Annotated in this window: 11 protein-coding genes; 4 read left to right on the top strand and 7 right to left on the bottom strand. The window is 69.4% G+C overall.

Going from position 1 to position 20,227, the window contains the following annotated elements; genetic code table 11:
• Positions 1–2: 2 nt before the first annotated feature.
• The 5 genes from GVY39_RS22790 to GVY39_RS22810 all read right to left on the bottom strand — a co-directional run bounded on the left by GVY39_RS22790 (position 3) and on the right by GVY39_RS22810 (position 11,536).
• The gene (locus GVY39_RS22790) at positions 3–3,581 is read right to left on the bottom strand and encodes a serine/threonine-protein kinase (RefSeq protein ID WP_159927825.1); all 3,579 of its coding nucleotides are present in this window, start codon (positions 3,579–3,581) and stop codon (positions 3–5) included.
• 264 nt (positions 3,582–3,845) lie between these two features.
• Complete coding sequence (locus tag GVY39_RS22795; RefSeq protein ID WP_236565609.1) at positions 3,846–4,943, bottom strand: esterase-like activity of phytase family protein; 1,098 nt, start codon at positions 4,941–4,943, stop codon at positions 3,846–3,848.
• 112 nt (positions 4,944–5,055) lie between these two features.
• Positions 5,056–7,206 (bottom strand): 3-hydroxyacyl-CoA dehydrogenase NAD-binding domain-containing protein, encoded by a 2,151-nt coding sequence (locus GVY39_RS22800; RefSeq protein WP_159927821.1) that lies wholly within the window; start codon positions 7,204–7,206, stop codon positions 5,056–5,058.
• Positions 7,207–7,320: 114 nt separating this feature from the next.
• On the bottom strand, positions 7,321–8,535 hold the full coding sequence (locus GVY39_RS22805) for an acetyl-CoA C-acetyltransferase (RefSeq protein ID WP_159927961.1): 1,215 nt from the start codon (positions 8,533–8,535) through the stop codon (positions 7,321–7,323).
• A gap of 292 nt (positions 8,536–8,827) precedes the next feature.
• The gene (locus GVY39_RS22810; RefSeq protein WP_159927819.1) at positions 8,828–11,536 is read right to left on the bottom strand and encodes a DNA polymerase III subunit gamma and tau; all 2,709 of its coding nucleotides are present in this window, start codon (positions 11,534–11,536) and stop codon (positions 8,828–8,830) included.
• Positions 11,537–11,944: 408 nt separating this feature from the next.
• Between GVY39_RS22810 and GVY39_RS22815 the strand changes: the two genes are divergently transcribed.
• The 3 genes from GVY39_RS22815 (at position 11,945) to GVY39_RS22825 (ending at position 15,822) form a co-directional block, all read left to right on the top strand.
• A complete protein-coding gene (locus tag GVY39_RS22815; RefSeq protein ID WP_223520080.1) occupies positions 11,945–12,808 on the top strand; it encodes a hypothetical protein in 864 nt (287 codons plus the stop codon).
• 81 nt (positions 12,809–12,889) lie between these two features.
• Complete coding sequence (locus GVY39_RS22820) at positions 12,890–15,136, top strand: MMPL family transporter (RefSeq protein ID WP_159927817.1); 2,247 nt, start codon at positions 12,890–12,892, stop codon at positions 15,134–15,136.
• Positions 15,133–15,822, top strand: coding sequence for a TetR/AcrR family transcriptional regulator (locus GVY39_RS22825; protein WP_159927815.1), 690 nt, complete (start codon positions 15,133–15,135; stop codon positions 15,820–15,822). Before GVY39_RS22820 ends, GVY39_RS22825 begins: the two co-directional genes overlap by 4 nt.
• A gap of 48 nt (positions 15,823–15,870) precedes the next feature.
• On the opposite strand, the gene GVY39_RS22830 is transcribed toward GVY39_RS22825, so the two are convergent.
• Positions 15,871–16,995: a neutral zinc metallopeptidase gene (locus GVY39_RS22830; RefSeq protein WP_304654140.1), complete on the bottom strand. Its 1,125-nt coding sequence runs from the start codon at positions 16,993–16,995 to the stop codon at positions 15,871–15,873.
• A 76-nt stretch (positions 16,996–17,071) separates the two neighbouring features.
• Between GVY39_RS22830 and GVY39_RS22840 the strand changes: the two genes are divergently transcribed.
• A complete protein-coding gene (locus GVY39_RS22840; protein ID WP_159927811.1) occupies positions 17,072–18,700 on the top strand; it encodes a DUF2207 domain-containing protein in 1,629 nt (542 codons plus the stop codon).
• Positions 18,701–18,761: 61 nt separating this feature from the next.
• On the opposite strand, the gene GVY39_RS22845 is transcribed toward GVY39_RS22840, so the two are convergent.
• The gene (locus tag GVY39_RS22845; protein ID WP_159927801.1) at positions 18,762–20,036 is read right to left on the bottom strand and encodes an ROK family transcriptional regulator; all 1,275 of its coding nucleotides are present in this window, start codon (positions 20,034–20,036) and stop codon (positions 18,762–18,764) included.
• Positions 20,037–20,227 lie beyond the last annotated feature (191 nt).

Raw genomic sequence — 20,227 nt, forward strand, 5'->3', positions numbered from 1 at the left:
GTTCAGTAGGCCTGGCTGCCCGCCTCGTTCAGGAGTTCGGCCAAAAACGGGGCGGGTAGCTCGATGTCACCGACCTGCGCCGACGCGGGCAGGTCGGCGTGCAGCACGCGCAGGATGCCGACCACGCCGGGGCCCGCGTCCAGCAGCGGCCTGGTCCAGCCGAGGTCGGCGCAGGTCGCGACGGAGGGCAGTAGCAGGTTGGTGGCCTCGCCCACCCAGCCCGAGGCGGCCAGGCATTCCGCGAGTAGTAGCGCGGCGTCCAATTGCGCGCGCGGGCGGTCCTTCTCGAGCGTGTGGCCGTACAGCGCGCGGGCACGGCGCACCGCCCGGTCGTCGGAACCCATCCGATGTTCGACGAGCAGCACGCGGATCGCGGCGAGTTCCTCCGCCTCGGCGGTGAGCAGGGCGGCGCCGGTCAGCCGATGACCCGCTTGCAGCGGCGTGTGCTCGCTGGGATCGGTGTATCGGCGATCCGCGGCCTCCAGTGGCATGCCCAGCCGCAGACGTTCCGCCCGGATGTGCGCGGCCAGCCGCGGCAGCCTGTTGTCGGCGGCGATGCGCGCGCCCTCGTCCAGCCGCGTGGCGGCGGTGAACAGATCGCCGCGGACCGCTTTGACCCGGGCGCCGACGACGAAGGTCGAGATCAGGAAGTCCACCGGTCCGACCCGGGTGACCAGTTCGTGGCTCTCGTCGAGCAGCCGGTCGGCGGTCTCCAGATCCCCGCGGCGGTAGCTCATCTCGCCGAGCAGCGCGGCGGTCACGCGCACCGCGTGCGAGCGCGGACCCGAGCGCTCGTGCGCGGAATCCCAGGCCTGCTGGAAGCAGCGGGTGGCGGTGGCGACGTCGAGTTGCTCGTAGGCGGCCGCGCCTTCGCCGCAGCGGCCGAAGACCAGGCCCAGCGGATCCTTCGAGCGTTCGTGGTACTCCTGCGCCCAAGCCTGTGTCTGCCTGGCGCCCTCGAAGTCGAACCCGCACAGGTGCACGAACGTCGTCAGGTTCGCCGCGGTCGAGACCGTCCATGCGGGTAGGTCGTCCGGATGCTGGAGACAGTCGGCGACCCGATCCAGGACGCCCTCGGTGTGGTCGCGCGCGATCTGGTCGGAAGCGGCCAGCACCGCGGCCTGACAGCGCTGCAGGCGCACGTCGGCGTCACCGGTGGAGCCCCGGGCCAGGATGTTCGACAGCCTGCCGAGCGCGTTGCGCGCCGCGCCGGACTGCTGCAAGTTGACGTTCGCCCTGGCCACCGCGATCAACAGCTTGGAGCGCGACGCGACCTGTTGCATGGGCAGTTTCGAAACGCTGCCCAGCAGCGTGGCCAGCCGGGAACCGTCGATCAGGTCCATCCCGCCGCTCTCGAGCAGGTCCAACGCCATCTTCAGGTCGGTCGCGGCGAGCGCGTGATCGACCGACTTGCGCAGCAGCTGATGCTCGGCGTACCAGCGCGAAGCCTTGCGGTGCAGCGACTTCAGTTTCCCGGGGTGGACGCGGTCGAGCCGGGTGCGCAGATGCTCGGCGAACAGCGGCTGCAGCCGGAACCACTCCGGGTCGTGCTCGATGCGCCGCAGGAACAGCTCGCGTTGCTCCGCCTGCTCGAGCAGCTGTTCGGCGTCCGACTCCCCGGACAGCGCCGCGGCGAGCGAACCGCATACCCGCTCGGTCACCGCGATCGACATCAGGAACTCGAGCATCCTCGGTTCCAAGGTGTCCAGCACGTTCTCGGCGAGGTATTCGCGGATGCCGTGATTGCCCTCGGAGAGTGTGGCGATCAGCTGGGCGGGGTCGGCGTTGCCGCGCAGGGACAACCCGACCAGCTGGATGGCAGCGGGCCAGCCATCGGTGGCGGTGTGGATTTCGGTCACCTGGTCCGGGGTCAGATCGAACCCGTTGCGGTCGACCAGGATCTGCCGGGTCTCCGCCTCGGTCAGGCGCAATGCGGCCGAGCCGATCTCGACGAGTTCGTCGTGCACCCGCATCCGCCCCGTCGGCAGGCCGGACTGCTCCCGGCTGGTCACGACGAAACGCAGGTGGTGGCAGCCGTTGTCCAGGAGGGCTTCCATCGCGCGATGCGCGCCCGCGTCGGTGATCCGATGCCAGTCCTCCACGATCACCACGACCGTCTTGCCGGCGGCGTGGATCTCGTCGATGAGCGTGGGGACGACGAACGCGACGGCGTCGGCGGGCCGCTCCTCCAGTACCTGGTCCAGACCGGCGCCGACGTCCGGATGCACCCGGCGGATCGCCTGGATGAGGTGGGCGAGCAGCCAGATCTCGTTGTCGTCGTCGCGGTCGATGCCGATCCAGGCGACCGCGGCTGAGCCTTCGGCGAGTTCGGCGCGCCACTGCGCGGCCAGCGTGCTCTTGCCGAATCCCGCGGGAGCGTGGATCACCGCCAGCCTGCGCCGCCCGCCTCCGCGCAGGATGTCCAGCAGACGCGGCCGCGGTATCGGCTCCCGTGTCGGTGTGGGGGGACGGAATTTGGTGACGGCCGTCGGCGGCGTCGTGGTCGCGCCCGAATGCTGCGAGACGACCGGCCGCAGCGTCAGCGGCCAGCTGCGCCGCGCGGTGACAGCGGGGCGGGAGCCGGTCCACGCCACGGTCGGACCGCCGACAGCGGTATGGGTCGTCGGTTCGGGCTCTTGCGTGGTGTCCAGCAGCGCCATATCGTCCGGCAACTGGTCGTGGCTGCGCTGCACCGCGCGCAGCATCTCGCCGAACTCGTAGGCGCTGGCCGGGCGATCCCGCGGATTCGGGGACATGGCCTGTTCGATGACGTCGGCCACATCCGGCGGAATGTCCTGTTCGCGCAGGTCGGGCACCGGCTGCGTGGTGATGCGCAGAAACTGCGCGACCACCCGCTCACCCGCCTGCCGTTCGAAGGCCGCGTGCCCGGTGAGCAAGGCGAACAACGTCGAGCCCAGGCCGTAGACATCGGAGCGGATGGTCGGCTCGTCGCCCTTGAGGACCTCCGGCGCGGTGAACGCGGGCGAACCGGTGATCATGCTGCTCGAGGTGCGGAACCCGCCCGGGATGCGGGCGATGCCGAAATCGGTCAACTGCGGCTCGCCGTAGCCGCTGAGCAGGACGTTGGCCGGTTTCACGTCCCGGTGCAGGATTCGGGCGCGGTGCGCGCTCTCGATCGCGCCCGCAAGCTTGACACCGGCTCGCAGAGAGTCGGCCCAGGTCAAGGGGCCTTGATCGCGGATCAGTTTCTCCAGCGACCCGTGAGTGCAGTACGGCATGACGATCAGCGGCATTCCGGTCAGCGTGACGTCCACCTGGAGGATGTCGACGATATTCGGGTGGCCGGACAGCTTGCCCATGGCTTGTTCCTCGCGCAGGAACCGCTCCCGGCTCTCCGCGTCGATCTCCGAAGAGAGGACCTTGACCGCGACCACCCGGTCCAACGCGGTCTGAACGCAGCGATACACCACCCCGAACCCGCCGCGGCCGATTTCCACCGCACCGGACAGGCCCATCGCCTCCAGTTCATCGGCGATCGCGAGAGGCGGCTGCCGCTGTGTGTTCGCTTCGGCCGCAGTCGCATCGGGACCCACCCGGCCCGAACGCGTCTGTGGATTCATGTGATCACCTCGCACTCACCTCGAATCGGCGACATCGGCGACCAACTCCGCGCCGACCCCCGGACGCGGTGTCCGATATGTCTGCGCATACTCCAACGTAGCGCGGTGCGCGAGCACGCGGGAGGTGTTTCCGAACAGGACAGCGCGTGTCCCCCCACTCCGCCTGTTCGCACGCCGCTCGACGCTCGATCGTGGAATCGGCGCGCGTAGCGGCCGGCCCGCAGCGTCACCGCCGCATGTCAGGCCGCCTCGAGCAGCCCCGGCCTAGGCGAGGGCGAGGGCGATGACCTGGGTGACCTGGCGGCTGTCGAAATTGTCGTCGCTGACCAGAACGAGGGTTCGCTCGCCGGAGGGCAGGCGGGGACCCCAGGTCATGCCCTCCACATTGTCGATGGCGGCGAGTCCGACGTGGTCGAGGTCGACGACCAGCCGCTTGGCCACCGGGCGGGCGGGACCGATCGGGGCATCGAGAATATTGGTCGCGGCACTCAGATCGGCCTCGTAGAGGCGAACCTTGTTTCCTGCGTCAGGAGCGTAGGAGCGTTCCAGCACAAGGACTTTCGCCGGATCCAGCGGATCGGCCGCAAGGAGGGAAACGATCCCGTTCCCGCCACGGGCGGGCTCGGGACTCGCCCCGGCGAAGGCCGGCTCCATCGGATACGCGTACTGGGCGAGCAGAGGTCCGGATCGAGCCTGGACGGTGATCCGCGCGAGCGCTCCGTTCGTGGTGGTAGCCGCCGGTCCGTCCGGCAACAGCGGCCCTTCCGTGGCGGTCACGAACAGCGTGCCCGCGGCGAGGAAGGTCGCCGCCTCCAGCGCCTGGTTCTGCCGGGGACCCGAGCCTGCCCGCATCCGTTCGTTCTCCGGAATCGGCAGCTCACCGGCATACGAGCCGTCCGGGTGCGCGATCCGCACCGACGGGTCCGCGAGCACGGCGCCGTCCCGCTCGCCTTCCTGCGTCCAGTAGTAGTCGCCGGTCCACGAATCGACCCGGATCTCTTCCGGGTCCACCGACATCGGCGGGTAGTGGGCGCCCGTAACGGTCAGCAGCGGTCGCGTGCCGGTGAACGTGACCGGGCCGACCCCGCGATCGCCGACCTCGATACGCGCGGTGTAGTACCGGGCGGGGTCCTTGTTCGACCGATCGTCGCTGATCAGCACGAATGCACCGGTGTGTGCCGAGTAATCGATCCCGGAGAGCCCACCGACGGTGGTGCCCTCGAATTCCAGGCCCGGTGCGATCACCTGCTCGCCCAGCAACCGCACCGAGTGGCCGCCCGCGAGATCGGCGGCAGCCGACGGCGCCGAGGCGAGCGCTAGGGCACAACTGGCGATCAGAACACGGTGACTACGTCTCGGCACGGCTGCCAACATATCCGGCCGAAAGGGCGCGCGGGTGAACGGGCGGGGAAACGACGGAAGCCCGCCACCGCGAAAAGCGGTGGCGGGCTTCGCCGATGCGTACGGCGCGAGACTACTTGCGCAGCGAGGCCGGGACCTCGAAGCGATCGCCGTAGGTCTTGGCGAGGTAGTCGGCGCGTTCCACGAAGGCCTCCTGGCCACCGGGGTAACCGACGATGAACTGGTGCACACCACCGGTCCAGGCCGGGAAGCCGATGCCGAAGATGGAGCCGATGTTGGCGTCGGCGGTCGAGGTGAGCACGCCCTCGTCGAAGCACTTCTGGGTCTCGATCGCCTCCGCGAACAGCATGCGGTCGATCAGATCCTGGATCGGGACGCCGAAGTCGGTCGTGGTCTTGAAGTGCTCACGCAGGCCCGGCCACAGACCGGTGCGCTTGCCGTTCTCGTCGTACTCGTAGAAGCCCGCCTTCTCCAAGCGGCCCGGACGACCCTCGGACACCATGTAGTCGATGACGTCCTGCGCCGGGTGCCGCTTGACGCCCAGGGTGGTGTCGCCCGCCTGAGCGGCCTCCAGGGTCTCCTTCGCGATCTTCTGCATGAGCTTCATGTTCAGCTCGTCCGACAGCTGCAGCGGCGCGGCGGGGTAGCCCGCCTGCAGACCGGCCTGCTCGATGGTGGCGGGCTCGATGCCCTCCTTCAGCATGGCGATCGCCTCGTTCACGAAGGTGCCGATCACGCGCGAGGTGAAGAAGCCGCGGCTGTCGTTGACGACGATCGGGGTCTTCTTGATCGCGAGGGTGTAGTCGAACACCCGGGCCAGCGCCTCGTCCGAGGTCTTCTCACCCCTGATGATCTCCACCAGCGGCATCTTGTCGACCGGCGAGAAGAAGTGGATGCCGATGAAGTCCTCCTGGCGCTTCACGCCGGTCGCCAGACCGGTGATCGGCAGGGTGGAGGTGTTCGAGCCGAGCAGCGCGTCGGGGGTGACGACGTCCTCGATCTCCTGGAACACCTTGTGCTTCAGCTCGGTGTTCTCGAAGACGGCCTCGATGACGAAGTCGACGCCGGCGAAGTCGGCCGCGTCCGCGGTCGGCTTGATCCGGTCCAGCAGCGCCTTGGACTTCTCCTCGGTGGTCTTGCCCCGCGAGAGCGCCTTGGCCTCGATCTTCTCGGAGTAGTTCTTGCCGCGCTCGGCCGCCTCGATCGAGACGTCCTTGAGCACGACCTCGTAGCCGGCCTTGGCCGAGACGTAGGCGATGCCCGCGCCCATCATGCCCGCGCCGAGCACGCCGACCTTCTTGATCTCCTTCTTCGGCACGTCCTTCGGACGCGAACCGCCGTTGTTGATCGTCTGCAGGTCGAAGAAGAACGCCTGGATCATGTTCTTCGCGACCGGCCCGGTGAGCAGATGCACGAAGTAGCGGGACTCGATCAGCGACGCGTTGTCGATGTCGACCTGCGAGCCCTCGACCGCGGCCGACATGATCGCGCGCGGCGCGGGCATGTTCGCGCCCTTGATCTGCTTGCGCAGGTTGGCCGGGAAGGCGGGCAGGTTCGCCGCGAAGGCCGGCGAGGACGGGGTGCCGCCGGGGATCTTGAAGCCCTTCTTGTCCCACGGCTGCACACAGGCCTCGGGGTTGGCCTTGATCCACGCCTTGGCGGCGGGGACCAGCTCCTCGACCGAGCCGACGAGCTCGTCGATCAGGCCGATCTCCTTGGCCTTGGCCGGCTTGTTGCGCTGGCCCTGCAGCAGCACCTGCATCAGGGCGTTCTGCAGGCCCAGCATGCGTACGGTGCGGATGACGCCGCCGCCCGCGGGCAGCAGGCCGAGGGTGGCCTCCGGCAGACCGATCTGCGAACCGGGCACGTCCGCCGCGATGCGGTGGTGGGTGGCCAGCGCGATCTCCAGACCGCCGCCGAGCGCGGCGCCGTTGATGGCGGCGACGACCGGCTTGCCCAGCTGCTCCAAGCGGCGCAGCGCGCCCTTGATCTCGGCCAGCTCGTCCATCAGCGCCTGGGCGTCCTCCGGACCGACCTTCATCATGTTCTTCAGGTCGCCGCCGGCGAAGAAGGTCTTCTTCGCGGAGGTCAGGACGACACCGGTGATGTTGTCCTTTTCCGCCTCGAGCCGGTCGACGGTGGCGGTCATCGACTTCTTGTACAGCTCGTTCATCGTGTTGGCGCCCTGGTTCGGGTCGTCCATCGTCAGCACGACGATGCCGTCCGAATCCTGCTCCCAACCGATCATGTTGGTTTCGCTCACAGCTTTATGTCTCCTAGGTGAATTAGCGGCGTTCGCGGCCCTACGTGGGTTACGCAGGCTGCCGCTTCCGGGCTGACGCTCACGCCGCCGTAAATCTTCAGCTGTCGGTTGGGGTCAGACCCGCTCGATGATGGTGGCCACGCCCATGCCGCCGCCGATGCACAGGGTGATCAGCGCGTAGCGGCCACCCCGGCGCTCCAGCTCGTCGACCATGGTGCCGGTGATCATCGCGCCGGTAGCACCCAGCGGGTGGCCCATCGCGATCGCACCGCCGTTGACGTTCAGCTTCTCGTCCGGGACGTTGAGATCCTTCTGGAACTTCAGCACCACGGAGGCGAACGCCTCGTTGATCTCGACCAGGTCGATGTCGTCGAGGGTCAGACCCGCCTTGGCCAGCACCTTCTTGGCGGCCGGCGTCGGACCGGTGAGCATGATGGTGGAGTCGGCGCCGCTGGTGGCGGTCGCGACGACGCGCGCACGCGGGGTCAGGCCGGAGGCCTTGCCCGCCTCTTCCGTACCGACGAGCACGAGCGCGGCGCCGTCGACGATGCCGGAGCTGTTGCCGCCGTGGTGCACGTGGTTGATCTTCTCGACGAAGTGGAACTTCTGCAGCGCCACCGCGTCGAAGCCACCCATCTCACCGATCACGGCGAAGGACGGCTGCAACTTGGCCAGGTCCTCGGCGGTGGTGCCGGGACGCATGTGCTCGTCCTTGTCCAGCACGACGATGCCGTTCTGGTCCTTGACCGGGACGATCGACTTGGCGAAGTAGCCGCCGGTGGTGGCCTTGGCGGCCAGCTCCTGCGAGCGCACCGCGTAGGCGTCGACATCGTCGCGGCTGAAGCCCTCGATGGTGGCGATCAGGTCGGCGGAGACGCCCTGCGGGACGAAGTAGGTGTCGTAGTTGGTGGCCGGGTCCAGCGCCCAGGCGCCGCCGTCGGAGCCCATCGGCACGCGCGACATGGACTCGACGCCACCGGCGATGACCAGGTCGTCGAAGCCGGAGCGGACCTTCTGGGCGGCCAGGTTGACGGCCTCGAGGCCGGAGGCGCAGAAGCGGTTGAGCTGGAATCCGCCGACGGTGTCGGGCAGGCCTGCCACGGTGACCGCGGTGCGGGCGATGTCGGCGCCCTGGTCGCCGACCGGCGCCACCACGCCGAGGATCAGGTCGGAGATCCGGTCCTCGTCGAGGTTCGGAAAGCGGCCGCGCAGCTCCTGGATCAGACCAACAGTCAGGTCGATCGGCTTGACCGAGTGCAGCGAGCCGTTCTTCTTGCCACGGCCGCGCGGGGTGCGGATGGCCTCGTAAATGTAGGCCTCTGTGGTCATATCGGAGTGTTCCTTCCTCAATGTGCGGCGGCCGGACCCTCGTCCGTCCGAGCGCTGGTGTGCGGCGACACCGCGGGTGCGGCGTGGCTGCGGCTGACCTCGCCGACCGGCCTTGCGGCCGACCGTTCCTAACGCTGTACAAAACCAGGCAAGCAACAGCGGACGCACGTTCCGGTCGTCCGTACGCCTGGGCATACCATAGAACGTCGGTGTACCGAAGCTCACGGCTACCCGTTCATACTACCGTGGGGTGCGAACTCCGGTTAACTTAACGTCGTAGGAGCGGTGGTTGTCAACCATCCAGCCGTGTGGCACCCAGCTCACTCTTCAGCAATTCGAGGGCGACCTCGTCCGGGTCGCGCCGATCGCCGGGAGCCACCGGATCGGCCGCGGCGGCCAGCATCTCCTGCTCCTCTTCCGGCGTCGGGGCGGGAATCACACCATCCCCGTCCCAGCTCTTGGCCGCGCTGCTGTTTCCGCCCGGCTCGGCGTCGTACCGCGGATAATCCGCGGGACCCGGGTCGTCCGGTAGGTCGGGGTAGTCGGGCGGCGGGATGTCGTCGTCCGCGGGATACGGGCGCGGCTCGGCGCCGCTCGCGCGCGCACGGCCCCCGTTCCCCGGCTTGTCGGTGCTCGCGTTCTTCGCCTGGCTCGGGCGCGAGAACCGCGGCGGGGCGGCGTCCGAAGCCCGGCCGGCCGCGTTGCCGGATTCACGTCCAGGCTGATTGCCCGCCTGTCCGCGCGTGCGATTCCCCACACCGCCGGACCGTGGCGCCGCCGCGGGCCGTGGCGCCGCGCCGCCCGCTTCCCAGCGCACCTCATGGTCACGGCCGAGCACCGCCCGCACCGCCGAGCGGACCGCTTCCAGATTGCGCGGATCGGACAATCGCTGGGCAAGCGGCGCGTGCTGATGCGCGAAGACGATGACCTCGCCCTCCACCCGGGCAACCGAGGCACCGGCGAGCATTGCCTGCACCGCCGCGCCGAACTCGCGCACCTTGGCGCGGATGTCCACCCAAGCGGCTTCCACTTCGCGCAGCAGATCACCGCTCGGCGCGACCGAGGACGATCGATCGGCTCCGGACTCCTGCGGCCCCGTCTCCGGCGCGCGACGATCGCGCGCCACGGATCGATCCTGGTCGCCGGGCACACTCTTGGCGGCGGAAGGATCGGCGACCTCGCCGCGTTCTTCGACCGGTTCGGCGGAGGGTGACGCCACCGGTCCGCCCGACCTCGCGGGACCCGCCGTCGACGGGGCGGCGCCGGGACTCGCCTCGTCTCCGGAGAACGCCTGTGCGCCTGCGGAGGAGAAACCGGGGGCTTCACCACGCGCAGCAGCGATATCCGTCGATCCGGACCTTGCGGAACCGGACGCATCACTCCGCGACGCCGCCGATCCCTCCGCCGTGCCCGGCGGCTTACCGCCGGAGACGGCAGCCGGTTCCCCGGCAGGCGCAGGCCGATCGGCACTCTCGGGCGACGCGACCGAAGATTCGGCATCGGCGCGCGCTGCGCGGTGTGGGTCTCCGGCACCGGCGTCGTTCTCATCTCCACCGGAAGGGCCGCCCGGCCCGGTGGCCGCGGAACCGGCCGCACCGGGAAGTCGACTTACCGCTGGTTCGGCACTGGCGACAGGTCCGGCGATTTCGGCAGGCGCGGCAACAGCGGCTTCGGGGCCTCTTCCCGAACCCGCCTCCGCACTGCCACCTCCACGGGTCTCGCGACGAATCGCCGCCAGCGCCTCCGCACCCCGGCGGCGGGGCGGATCGGACGGTGATCCGGCCGCTGTCGCGGGTTGGGCGGAAGCAGGCGACGAGGACGCGGAGGGGGCGGCGGCGAAGGAGCCACCGGCCAGGCCGCGCTCCAGCCGTTCCAACCGCTGCAGCGTGGCCGATTCCGCATCGGACACCGAGGGCAGCAACATGCGCGCGCAGACGACTTCGAGCAGCAGCCGCGGCGCTGTGGCGCCGCGCATCTCCCCGAGACCTTCGTGCAACAACTCTGCATACCGGGTCAGGGTGGCCGGGCCCAATCGCGCGGCCTGATCGCGCATCCGGTCGAGCACGTCGCCGGGGCCGGTGACCAGCCCGCGCTCGGTGGCGTCGGGCACCGCGCGCAACAGGATCAAGTCGCGGAAGCGATCGAGCAGGTCGACCGCGAAACGGCGCGGGTCGTGGCCCGCCTCCATCACCCGGTCGACGGTGCCGAACAACGCGGCGCCGTCGTCGGCGGCCAGCGCCTCGACCGCGTCATCGATCAGTGCCACGTCGGTGACGCCGAGCAGCGAGACCGCGCGGGTATACGTGACGCCCTCGGGGCCCGCCCCCGCCAGCAGCTGGTCGAGCACGCTCAGACTATCGCGCGGCGAACCGCCGCCCGCGCGAATCACCAAGGGATACACCGCTTCTTCGACCGGCACGTGCTCCTGTTCGCAGATCCGGCCGAGCAGCCCGCGCATCGTGGCGGGCGGCAGCAACCGGAACGGGTAGTGATGCGTGCGCGAACGGATGGTGGGCAGCACCTTGTCGGGCTCGGTGGTCGCGAAGATGAAGATCAGATGCGCCGGCGGCTCCTCGACGATCTTGAGCAGCGCGTTGAACCCGGCGGTGGTGACCATGTGCGCTTCGTCGACGATGAACACCCGGTATCTGGACTCGGCGGGTGCGTAGAAGGCGCGGTCGCGCAGTTCCCTGGTGTCGTCGACGCCGCCGTGGCTCGCGGCGTCGAGTTCGATGACATCCAGGTTGCCCGGCCCACCGGGGCCGAGGGCCACGCAGGACGGGCAGGTGCCGCACGGCGTCGAAGTGGGCCCTTGCGCGCAGTTCAACGACCTCGCGAGGATGCGCGCCGAGGAGGTCTTGCCGCAGCCGCGCGGACCGGAGAACAGATAGGCGTGACTGATCCGCCCCGTGTCGAGCGCGATACTCAGCGGGTCGGTGACGTGCTCCTGACCCACCACCTCAGCGAACGTTGCCGGTCGGTACTTTCGGTACAGAGCCACGGCCAGAGGTTACCGGCGCGCACCGACAAAGGACATTCCCGCCTGGTGCGCCGGTCGCCGCCGAGCCGATGAGCCAATATGTGATCCAAGTCACAACATGCGCGCCGCCTTCTTCGGAAGCCCGCCATGGCATCCAAGGTGGCAACATTTGAGCTATCACTCATGCTGCTCGGGCGAAGACCGGACCAGGCCGCCGCCACACCCCTCATGCGCCGGAAAATATGAACTCACACCCCGGTTTACCTCGACTTTTTGGATATAACGAAACCGTCACCATGGGTGACACCGATGCAATCGTCTGGCTAACGTGGCAGTCGGCAACTTCGGTAGCCAAACCTTCATCAGGTTGGTGACCCCGGCCGGTCCCTCATCCCGACCGGGGCACAACCAACAAAGCTCGGCCCACGGGTGACCAGCGCCAATTCCCCCACTTCCACCGGAGGACCGTCCACCGTGTCGTGTGACGACATCGCCGCCGCCTGGCTGTCCAGCACCGATTTCGCGGGCGACCGCTCCGCCGTCGCCCTCTTGAGCCGCGCCATCAGCCCGCAGGAGTTCGCGATCAAGCGCGACTCGCTGCCGGTCACCGCGGCAGCCGATCCGGCCACCGCCGCCGCCATCCTGGAACTGCTCGAGCGCGGCCAGGTGCCCACCATGGCCGCCATCCGCACTCTGACCGCGCAGAACGAGATGCGCCGCGAGGCCGAGCGCATCGAACGCCTCGGACGCCGCGCCCAGCGCAGCATCGATGATTTCGGCCGGGCCCTGGCCAAACTGGCCGACGCGCACTGGACCGCGCACGGCTATGGGCCCACCCGCCGCGACGTGCTGTGCAGCGAGCAGATCATGACGCTGATCCGCACCCGCGTCGGCAATATCGCGCCGTCTGCGGTCAAACACCTCTGGCTGATCGAGCGTGCCCAGCGCGCCGGGTGGATCGCCTCCAACGCCAACCCTCGATCGCTGTGCGCCGGACGGCGTTTCTACGCGGCCCAGTACGGCAACCGGGTGTCGTTGCGCCCGGTGAACATGATCGGCACCGCGATCGCGACGTACCTGGCGGACTACCTGGACGAGCACGGCCGCGCGCCGCGCTGGTCGGTGGTCGCGCAAGAACTGCGCGACGACCGGGGCCGCCGCATTTTCCACAACACCGCCGACGCCCGCGTCCAGCAGCTCTGGTTGACCACCGCCGAATGGGTGGAGATGCGCGACGACCTCCCCGTGCCCGGGCGGCGGGGGTTGCGGGCGATCCGCAAGTTCCGCGGCTGACCTCCGGCGCGTCGCGAGGGCTCGACACCAATAGGTTAACAGCGTTACTCTAACGCCGTTAACCCCTTGAGCGGAGCCGCGATGCTGACCCGGATTGCCCGATTCACCACACGATCTCCGCGCGCCGTACTGGCGGTGGCCCTGGCCATCGCCGTGCTGTGCGGCATCTTCGGCGCCACCGCGCCCGCCCACTTGAAGTCCGGCGGGTTCACCTCGGACAATGCTGAATCCGCCCGCGTCAACCAATTGATCGCGGACAACTTCGCCGGCGCGGCCCCCAACTTCGTCCTGTTGGTCAGCTCGGACGCGGGCGCGGACGATCCGGCCACCAAGGCGGTCGGCACCGGGTTGGCGGACGCGCTGAAGGCGCGCTCGGATGTGCAGGGCGTCCAGTCCTACTGGACCGCGCAGCAGCCGTTGGCGAACGCGTTGCGCAGCACCGATGGCAACAGCGCCCTGGTCGTCGCCTACCTCGACGGCGACGAGACGCAAGTCCAGCACACCGCGGGCGAACTCGAGGAGCAGTTCGCGGGCGTCTCCGACGGCGTCACGGTCCGCCAAGGCGGCATCGCCGCGATCTACCACGACGTCACCGAGCAGACCACTCGCGACCTCGCCTTGGCCGAGGGCGTCGCGGTGCCGCTGTCGATGATCGTGCTGATCCTGGTGTTCGGCAGCTTGATCGCCGCCGCCCTCCCGCTGACCATCGGGGTCTTCGCCATCCTGGCGACCCTGGCGATCCTGCGCCTGTTCACACTGTTCACCGACGTCTCGATCTACGCGCTGAACATGACGACGGCGATGGGTCTGGCGCTGGCCATCGACTCCAGCCTGTTCATCGTCAGCCGCTTCCGGGAGGAACTCGCCAACGGGCTGGATCCGGCCGCGGCCACCATCCGCTCCGTGCAGACCGCGGGACGCACCGTGCTGTTCTCCGCGCTCACCGTCGCACTCTCGATGGCCGTGCTGAGCGTGTTCGACCTGTACTTCCTGAAGAGCTTCGCCTACGCCGGCGTCGCGGTCGTCGCCGCGGCGGCGGCCGCCTCCATCGTCGTCCTGCCCGCGGCGCTCGTCCTGCTCGGACACCGGGTGAACTCCCTCGATCTGCGGGCTCCGTTGCGGCGCCTGTTCCGCCGCGGCGCGCCCGCACCCGGCCCGCAAGCGCCGGAGGACAGCGGCTGGTATCGGCTGGCCGGTGGCGTGATGCGGCACGCCGCGCCGGTCGCCATCGTGATCATCGCGCTGCTGCTGGCACTCGGCGCTCCGTTCCTCTCGGTGAAGTTCGGCTATCCCGACGACCGGGTACTGCCCGACAGCGCCGCCAGCCGCCAGGTCGGCGACGCCTTGCGCACCGAGTTCCCCCAAGCCGACCCGGTCGCCAACACCACGATCGTGCTGGACGGCTACCACGGCGACTACGCGGCGCTCGGCGGGTACGCCGCCGAGCTGTCCAAGGTCGAAGGCGTGCCCGCCGTGCTCTCCGCAGCCGGGATCTACGTGACCGGAGCGCGAATCGCGCCGCCTCCGACCGGAATGGTCAACGACACCGGGACCTACCTGAGCGTCGCGACCAAGGTCGATCCCTTCTCGCCCGCCGGGGACCGGCAGCTAGCCGAGATCCGGGCGATCCCGGCGCCGGGCGAGGCCCTCTACGGCGGCGCCGCGGCGGCCAACGCGGATTCGCTGAAGGCGCTGGCCGACCGGCTTCCACTCGCGGCCGCGCTGATCGCGCTGACGACGTTCGTCGTGTTGTTCCTGTTCACCGGCAGCGTCGTGCTGCCGATCAAAGCGCTCGTGCTGAACACACTGTCGCTGGCCGCCGCCTTCGGCGCGATGGTGTGGGTGTTCCAGGACGGCCACCTGTCCGGGCTGCTCGGTTTCACCCCGGTGGGCTACTTGGTGCCGACCATGCCGATCCTGATGTTCTGCCTGGCCTTCGGCCTGTCCATGGACTACGAGGTCTTCCTGCTGTCGCGGGTGCGCGAGGAGTGGCTGGCCACCCACGACAACACCCGCGCGGTGGCGGTCGGCCTGGCCCGCACGGGCCGGATCTTCACCGCGGCCGCCGTGTTGATGGCCATCGTGCTCGGCGCCTTGGTAACCGCGAAGGTCTCCTTCATGCAGCTGCTCGGCCTCGGCCTCACGCTGACCGTGCTCGCCGACGCCACGATCATCCGCGGCCTGCTCGCGCCCGCGCTCATGCGCCTGCTCGGTCCGGCCAACTGGTGGGCGCCCGCCCCGCTGGCCCGCCTGCACGCCAAGATCGGGCTGACCGAGGACGAGCAGGACCCCGCGGCCCGCCCGCTGGAAACCGCGGGACGGGCATGATCGGTGGCAGGCGTCCGCGGTCACCGCGGGGTTCCGGAGCCCAGCTGCGCGAGGAGATCCTGCGCGCCACGGCCGATTTGCTCACCAGTACCGGGCATGCCGACGCCGTCTCGATCCGCGCGGTGAGCAAGCTGGTCGGGGTGAGCGCGCCGTCGATCTACCGGCATTTCGCTGACAAGGACGAGCTCATCGAGGCCGTCGTCGCCCAGGTCTTCGAAGACCTCGCCGACGCGATGCGCGCGGCCACCGACCCCGCGGCCTCCCCGGTCGCGCAGCTGCACGACCAAGGCATGGCTTACGTCCGCTTCGCACTCGAGCATCCCGAGCAGTACCGGCTGGCGACCGCGCCCGCCGAGACCGGAGGCGCGGTGGACCAGGTGCTCACCAGCGGGGCTTTCCAGCATTTCGCGGCCACCGTGCGCAAGTGCATGGACGCCGGGACGATGGCGCCGCGCGATCCGCTGCCCATCGTGCTGGAACTGTGGTCGGTCGCCCACGGCATCGCCTCACTGCTGATCGCCAAGCCCTTCCTGCCCTGGGGCGACGCGGAAGCCGTCGCATCGCGCGTGATGGGCGCCGCCTGCCTGGGCTACGGCGTGCTCGACCAGATCGGCGCGGACCCGCCCACACCGGACACGGTCACGGCGTGGCTGCGGAAGGTTCGGACGGATCAGTCCCCGGACTGAGAGGTGGCACCCTTCACCGATCGACTGCCGGGCGGCCGCGTCCTCGCCTCAGCTCACCGAGCTCGCCGACGCGGTGAACGTATTGCACTGGGCGGCACGATTATTGTCCAAACCAGTCTCGAACCACTGCCCACCGTTCTCCGACGAGCCGTGGTCGCGCATGTCCCCCGCCTGATCGCCGCGCCCGTAGGCGTCCTTGCGTGCCACGGCCAGCTGCGAGTCGCTCAGCGAGCCGCCCTCCGATGAAGAGGAGAGGTACATGCCGTCGAAGCAATTGGCCTGCAACTCGACTCGACGCGACAACTCCAGCCCCTTGGCGCTGCGCGGCCCCGCGTCGGCGCGCTCGCTGTTGGCCTTGCGCAGGATGCCGGAAATCGCCTGCACGTGGTGTCCGTACTCGTGCGCGAAGACCGACAGGTAGACCACCCAATTGTCCTTGAAATAATCGGTCTGCAACTGGCTGATCGGCATGTAGATGGTCTTGTTCGCCGGGCAGTAGAAGGCAGCGAAGTTGCTGGTCGAGCCGGTGCAGGGCGTGGTGATGCCCGCCGTGGTCGCGCTGACGTTCAGCGACGGCGGCTGGAACGGCAGATTCGCCTTGCGCAGCACGGGTTTCCACGCCGTCTCCAGGCACGACGCGGCGCTTTCGAAGAATTTACGGGCGGCGTCCACCTGGGTGCCCCACGGCGAGTAATCGCACCGCGCGGGAAGCAGCGTCGCGTTCGGGTCGGTCAGCAGCGGGTTGTTTCCGGTAGCCGCCGGTGCGGAGCCATCCGGCTGGGCGTCGAACGTGAAACTCGGTTGCGGGCCGGACGCGTCGCTGTCGCGTCCCACCGCGATCGCGTTGCGCACCAGCCCCGCCGCGACGAGGAACACAACGACGACCAGCAGCACCACCCATCCGCCGCCACCCTTTTTGCGCGGTGGCGGGTAGGGCGGGCGCCCGGGCGGGCCATAGGGCATCGGCGGTGGGACCGGCGGGCCGTAACCCGGCGGCGGACCGTAGGCGGGCGGGGCGTATCCCGGCGGCGGACCGTATCCGGGAGGAGGGCCGTATCCAGGTGGCGGACCGTACCCCGGTCGCGAACCATAGGGCGCACCGTAGCCGGGCGGCGGAGGAACCGGACGCCCCCCGTGCGGGACCGGTCCGTGTCCGTACGGTGGTTGAGTCACGCCCCCGTACCCCCTCGTCTCGATGATCGCCGACAGCCGCTGACGCAGGATAGCAAGCTGTCTAGAGTAGGCAGCCATGCTGACTTTTCGGGGGGCCGCCCTAGGCGCGCTGCTTCTCGCCATCGCGGGATTGTTCGCGACGGTCCCGGTCACCCACGCCCAGCCCGCGCCGGGCGTGACCATCACCGCCGATCTGAAGCTGAGCCGCGAGGGCATCCTCGAAGTGGTCGAAAAGGTCTCGGTACCGCCGGACGGCTCGTTCCGGATGTCGCTTCCGCTGCGGTTGAAGGTCGGTGACGACGCCGAGCGCCTCTTCCGGGTCACCGAGGTGAACACGGAGGGCGCGGGCACCGCGACGGTCGCGAACGACCAGTTCACAATCGAGGCCCGGCCGGGCGAATCCACCTTCGAGTACTCCGTGCAGAACACCGTCAGCGACGCCCCGGGCACCCAGGTGTTCCATTGGCTGGGTGTGCTGAACACCGATATCGCGTCCATCAGCGCTTCGCTCATCAGCCCGAGCTTCGAAATGGGCATCGTCGACTGCAAACTCGGCCCGCCCGGCAACAGCCGCCCGTGTGCCGACGTCAAGATCGAGGCCGACGGCGTCCTCTTCCTCGAGCAGACCGACTTGCGCAAAGGCGACGCGATCGACCTGACACTGCAACTGCCACCCGGCACCGTGCCGAGTAACGCGGACGTGCGCGACAGCGGCGACGCGGGCCCCTTCGCGATCACCACTCCGGCGCTCGTCGCGTTCGGCGTCCTGCTGCTCGCGCTGGCGGGCCTGGTCGCCTTCGTGCTGCGCGCCCGTCGCGAGGAGGCGGCGATCGGCGGCGGTTCGGAAACGATCGACCCTTTGCTGCGCGAGGGCGATCGGGTGCAGTTCACCTCGCCCGACGGCACGCTGCCCGGCGAGGCGGGTCTGCTGCTGGACGGGTACGTCGATCCGGTCGACATCGCGGCTACCGTGGTGGATCTCGCGGTGCGCCGGTACATCCGGATCATCCCGCTCAGCGACAGCGACTGGCGGATCACCCGGGTCAACGCCCCCGATGATCAGTTGCGCGACTATGAGAAGGCGGTCTACCAGGCGCTGCTGCCCGAAGGCGCCGACGCGGTGACGGTAGGCGAGTTGCGCAAGCCGGGTCGCGTGGCCGCCGGTCCGGTACGCACCGCCTTGGTCGCCGACGCCGTCGGCCGAGGCAACTTCCTCGATCGCCGCCGCCCCGGCCTCCCGGTGTGGCTCGGTGGTGCGCTGGTGGTGGCGGGTGTCGCCGCGACGGTCGTGCTCGCGCTCACGTCCGGACATGCGCTGGTCGGTGTCGCCATCGCGCTCGGTGGCGTCGCTACCCTGCTCGTGCCGAAGTACCTGCCGATGCGGACGGCGCGCGGCCTGGAGCTCGCCCGGCAGATCCGCGCCCTGCAACGTGGGCTGGAAACGACTCGGCGCGAACATATCCCGCCGATCGACCAGGAGACCGTGTTCTCCCGCGCCCTGCCGTTCACGGTGCTCGGCGCCCGCGCCGACAACTGGATCCGCGTCTTCCGCGACCTCGATCCCTCGGCCGACGCGCAACCGGGCCTCTACTGGTTCGGCGGCTTCGAACGCGACCGCAACCTCCAGCGCTTCGCGAGCCACTTCCCGTTCTTCATCACGGCGCTGGAAGGACTTTTCACCACCGCGGGCGACCCGCACAGGTAGCGTCACGCACACGAGAAGGGCGACCGGCCGCTCGGCGGCCGGTCGCCCTTCGTCGTATCGCTCAGTCGCTCAGTGCCGTTCGCCGGACCGCGGCCAGCGGATCGGCGTAGAGGACACTCAGCGAGGTCACCACAGCGGCGTACTCCTGCACCTTGCCGCCGAATCCACTGATCCGGATGTCGGTGGGCGGCAAGGTGGAACCCTGGTTGAACGCCCGCGCCACATGGGCGACCGCGGGGCGGTAGCCGGTGAAGGCCTGGCCACCGAGGATCACCCGGTCGGGGTTGAGCATGTCGCGCACCATCGCCACGGTGTGGCCGAGGATCGTGGCCCGCTCGGCGAGCAGCTCGCGCGCGGGTTCCGAACCGGCCTCCGCGGCCCGGTACAGGTCGGCGATGGTCGAGCCCGCGGTGCCGTTGTACGCCGGGATGATGCCGAGGCCGACAGCCCTGGAGTGCAGCGACCGATCGCCGACGGTCACCTCCAAGCAGCCACGCCGTCCGCAGGTGCATTCGACGTTCGAACCGGTGGGCAGATGCGCGATCGAACCGGGGCCGTTGCTCGGCGTGTGCACGCGCCCGTCCAGCGTCACCGCGACACCGGCGGTCTCACGCACGTAGAAGTACAGGCTGCTGCCCCGCTCCACGCGGGCTTGGTCCTTCGGTTCGCCGGTGGGCAGCAACAGCTCCGAGCCGGCCATCGCCTCGACGTGCGGCGCCACCGAAACGGGCAACTCCAGCACCTCACCGAGGACCGAACCGACCTGGGCGCCACGCCATTCCAGTTTGGGGTGGTCGACGACGCCGGTCAGCGGGTCGACCCGGCCGCCGATCGCGACGCCCGCCCACAGGGCCTTGCGCCGGTGCCAGCGCTGCAGGAACGCCTTCGCGCTGCGGGCGACGGTGGTGGTGGCGAACTCCTGGCCGGTCTGCGGGGTGGCGATGGCCAGACCACCGAGGATGCGGCCGCGCAGATCGGCGGCGACGATCTTCGTGACCGCGGCGCCGATGTGGACGCCGATGGTCAGGTAGGCGTCGTGGTTGATTTCGAACGGGACGCGGGGACGTCCGACCGCACCCGAGGCCGTCAGGTCGGGGCGTTCCCGCAGCAGACCGGCCGCCAGCAGTGCGGAAACCTGGCGATTGACGGTGGCGATGCTCAAACCGGTTGTGCGCGCGGCATTGTCGCGGGAGACAGGACCGCCGGTGGCGGCGCGCAGGACCGCGGCCGCCGGATTGTCGGCGATGCGCAGTTCGGGAGCGACAACCGGACGCGGGACGCGGGTACGGCTGCCCGCAACCCTGGAGACGGATCGTTCGAGGGTGGGAAGGGACATTGTGCAGATCCTTGCTGAAGTCCCGTAATCGAACGGGACGTGCCTACATGGGCGGCGAGGCAGCAAATGAGCAGGAAAGCCAGCTCAGCTGCAGCAAGAGAGGCGACACAGTTCGCGGGTCAACGGCAGCCGCAGACCCAGCGCGGCGGTCACGTAAGTGACCCGCAGGTGGTTCCATCGGCTGGCGGACA

Source organism: Nocardia sp. CY15 (genome assembly GCF_009829295.1).
Lineage (GTDB): Bacteria > Actinomycetota > Actinomycetes > Mycobacteriales > Mycobacteriaceae > Nocardia > Nocardia sputi.

What these genes read in the sequence shown, in the direction of transcription:
- GVY39_RS22845 (WP_159927801.1), bottom strand. Translation starts at nt 20,036, where the DNA reads ATGTCCCTTCCCACCCTCGAACGATCCGTCTCCAGGGTTGCGGGCAGC.
- GVY39_RS22790 (WP_159927825.1), bottom strand. Translation starts at nt 3,581, where the DNA reads ATGAATCCACAGACGCGTTCGGGCCGGGTGGGTCCCGATGCGACTGCG.
- GVY39_RS22840 (WP_159927811.1), top strand. Translation starts at nt 17,072, where the DNA reads ATGCTGACTTTTCGGGGGGCCGCCCTAGGCGCGCTGCTTCTCGCCATC.
- GVY39_RS22820 (WP_159927817.1), top strand. Translation starts at nt 12,890, where the DNA reads ATGCTGACCCGGATTGCCCGATTCACCACACGATCTCCGCGCGCCGTA.
- GVY39_RS22825 (WP_159927815.1), top strand. Translation starts at nt 15,133, where the DNA reads ATGATCGGTGGCAGGCGTCCGCGGTCACCGCGGGGTTCCGGAGCCCAG.
- GVY39_RS22805 (WP_159927961.1), bottom strand. Translation starts at nt 8,535, where the DNA reads ATGACCACAGAGGCCTACATTTACGAGGCCATCCGCACCCCGCGCGGC.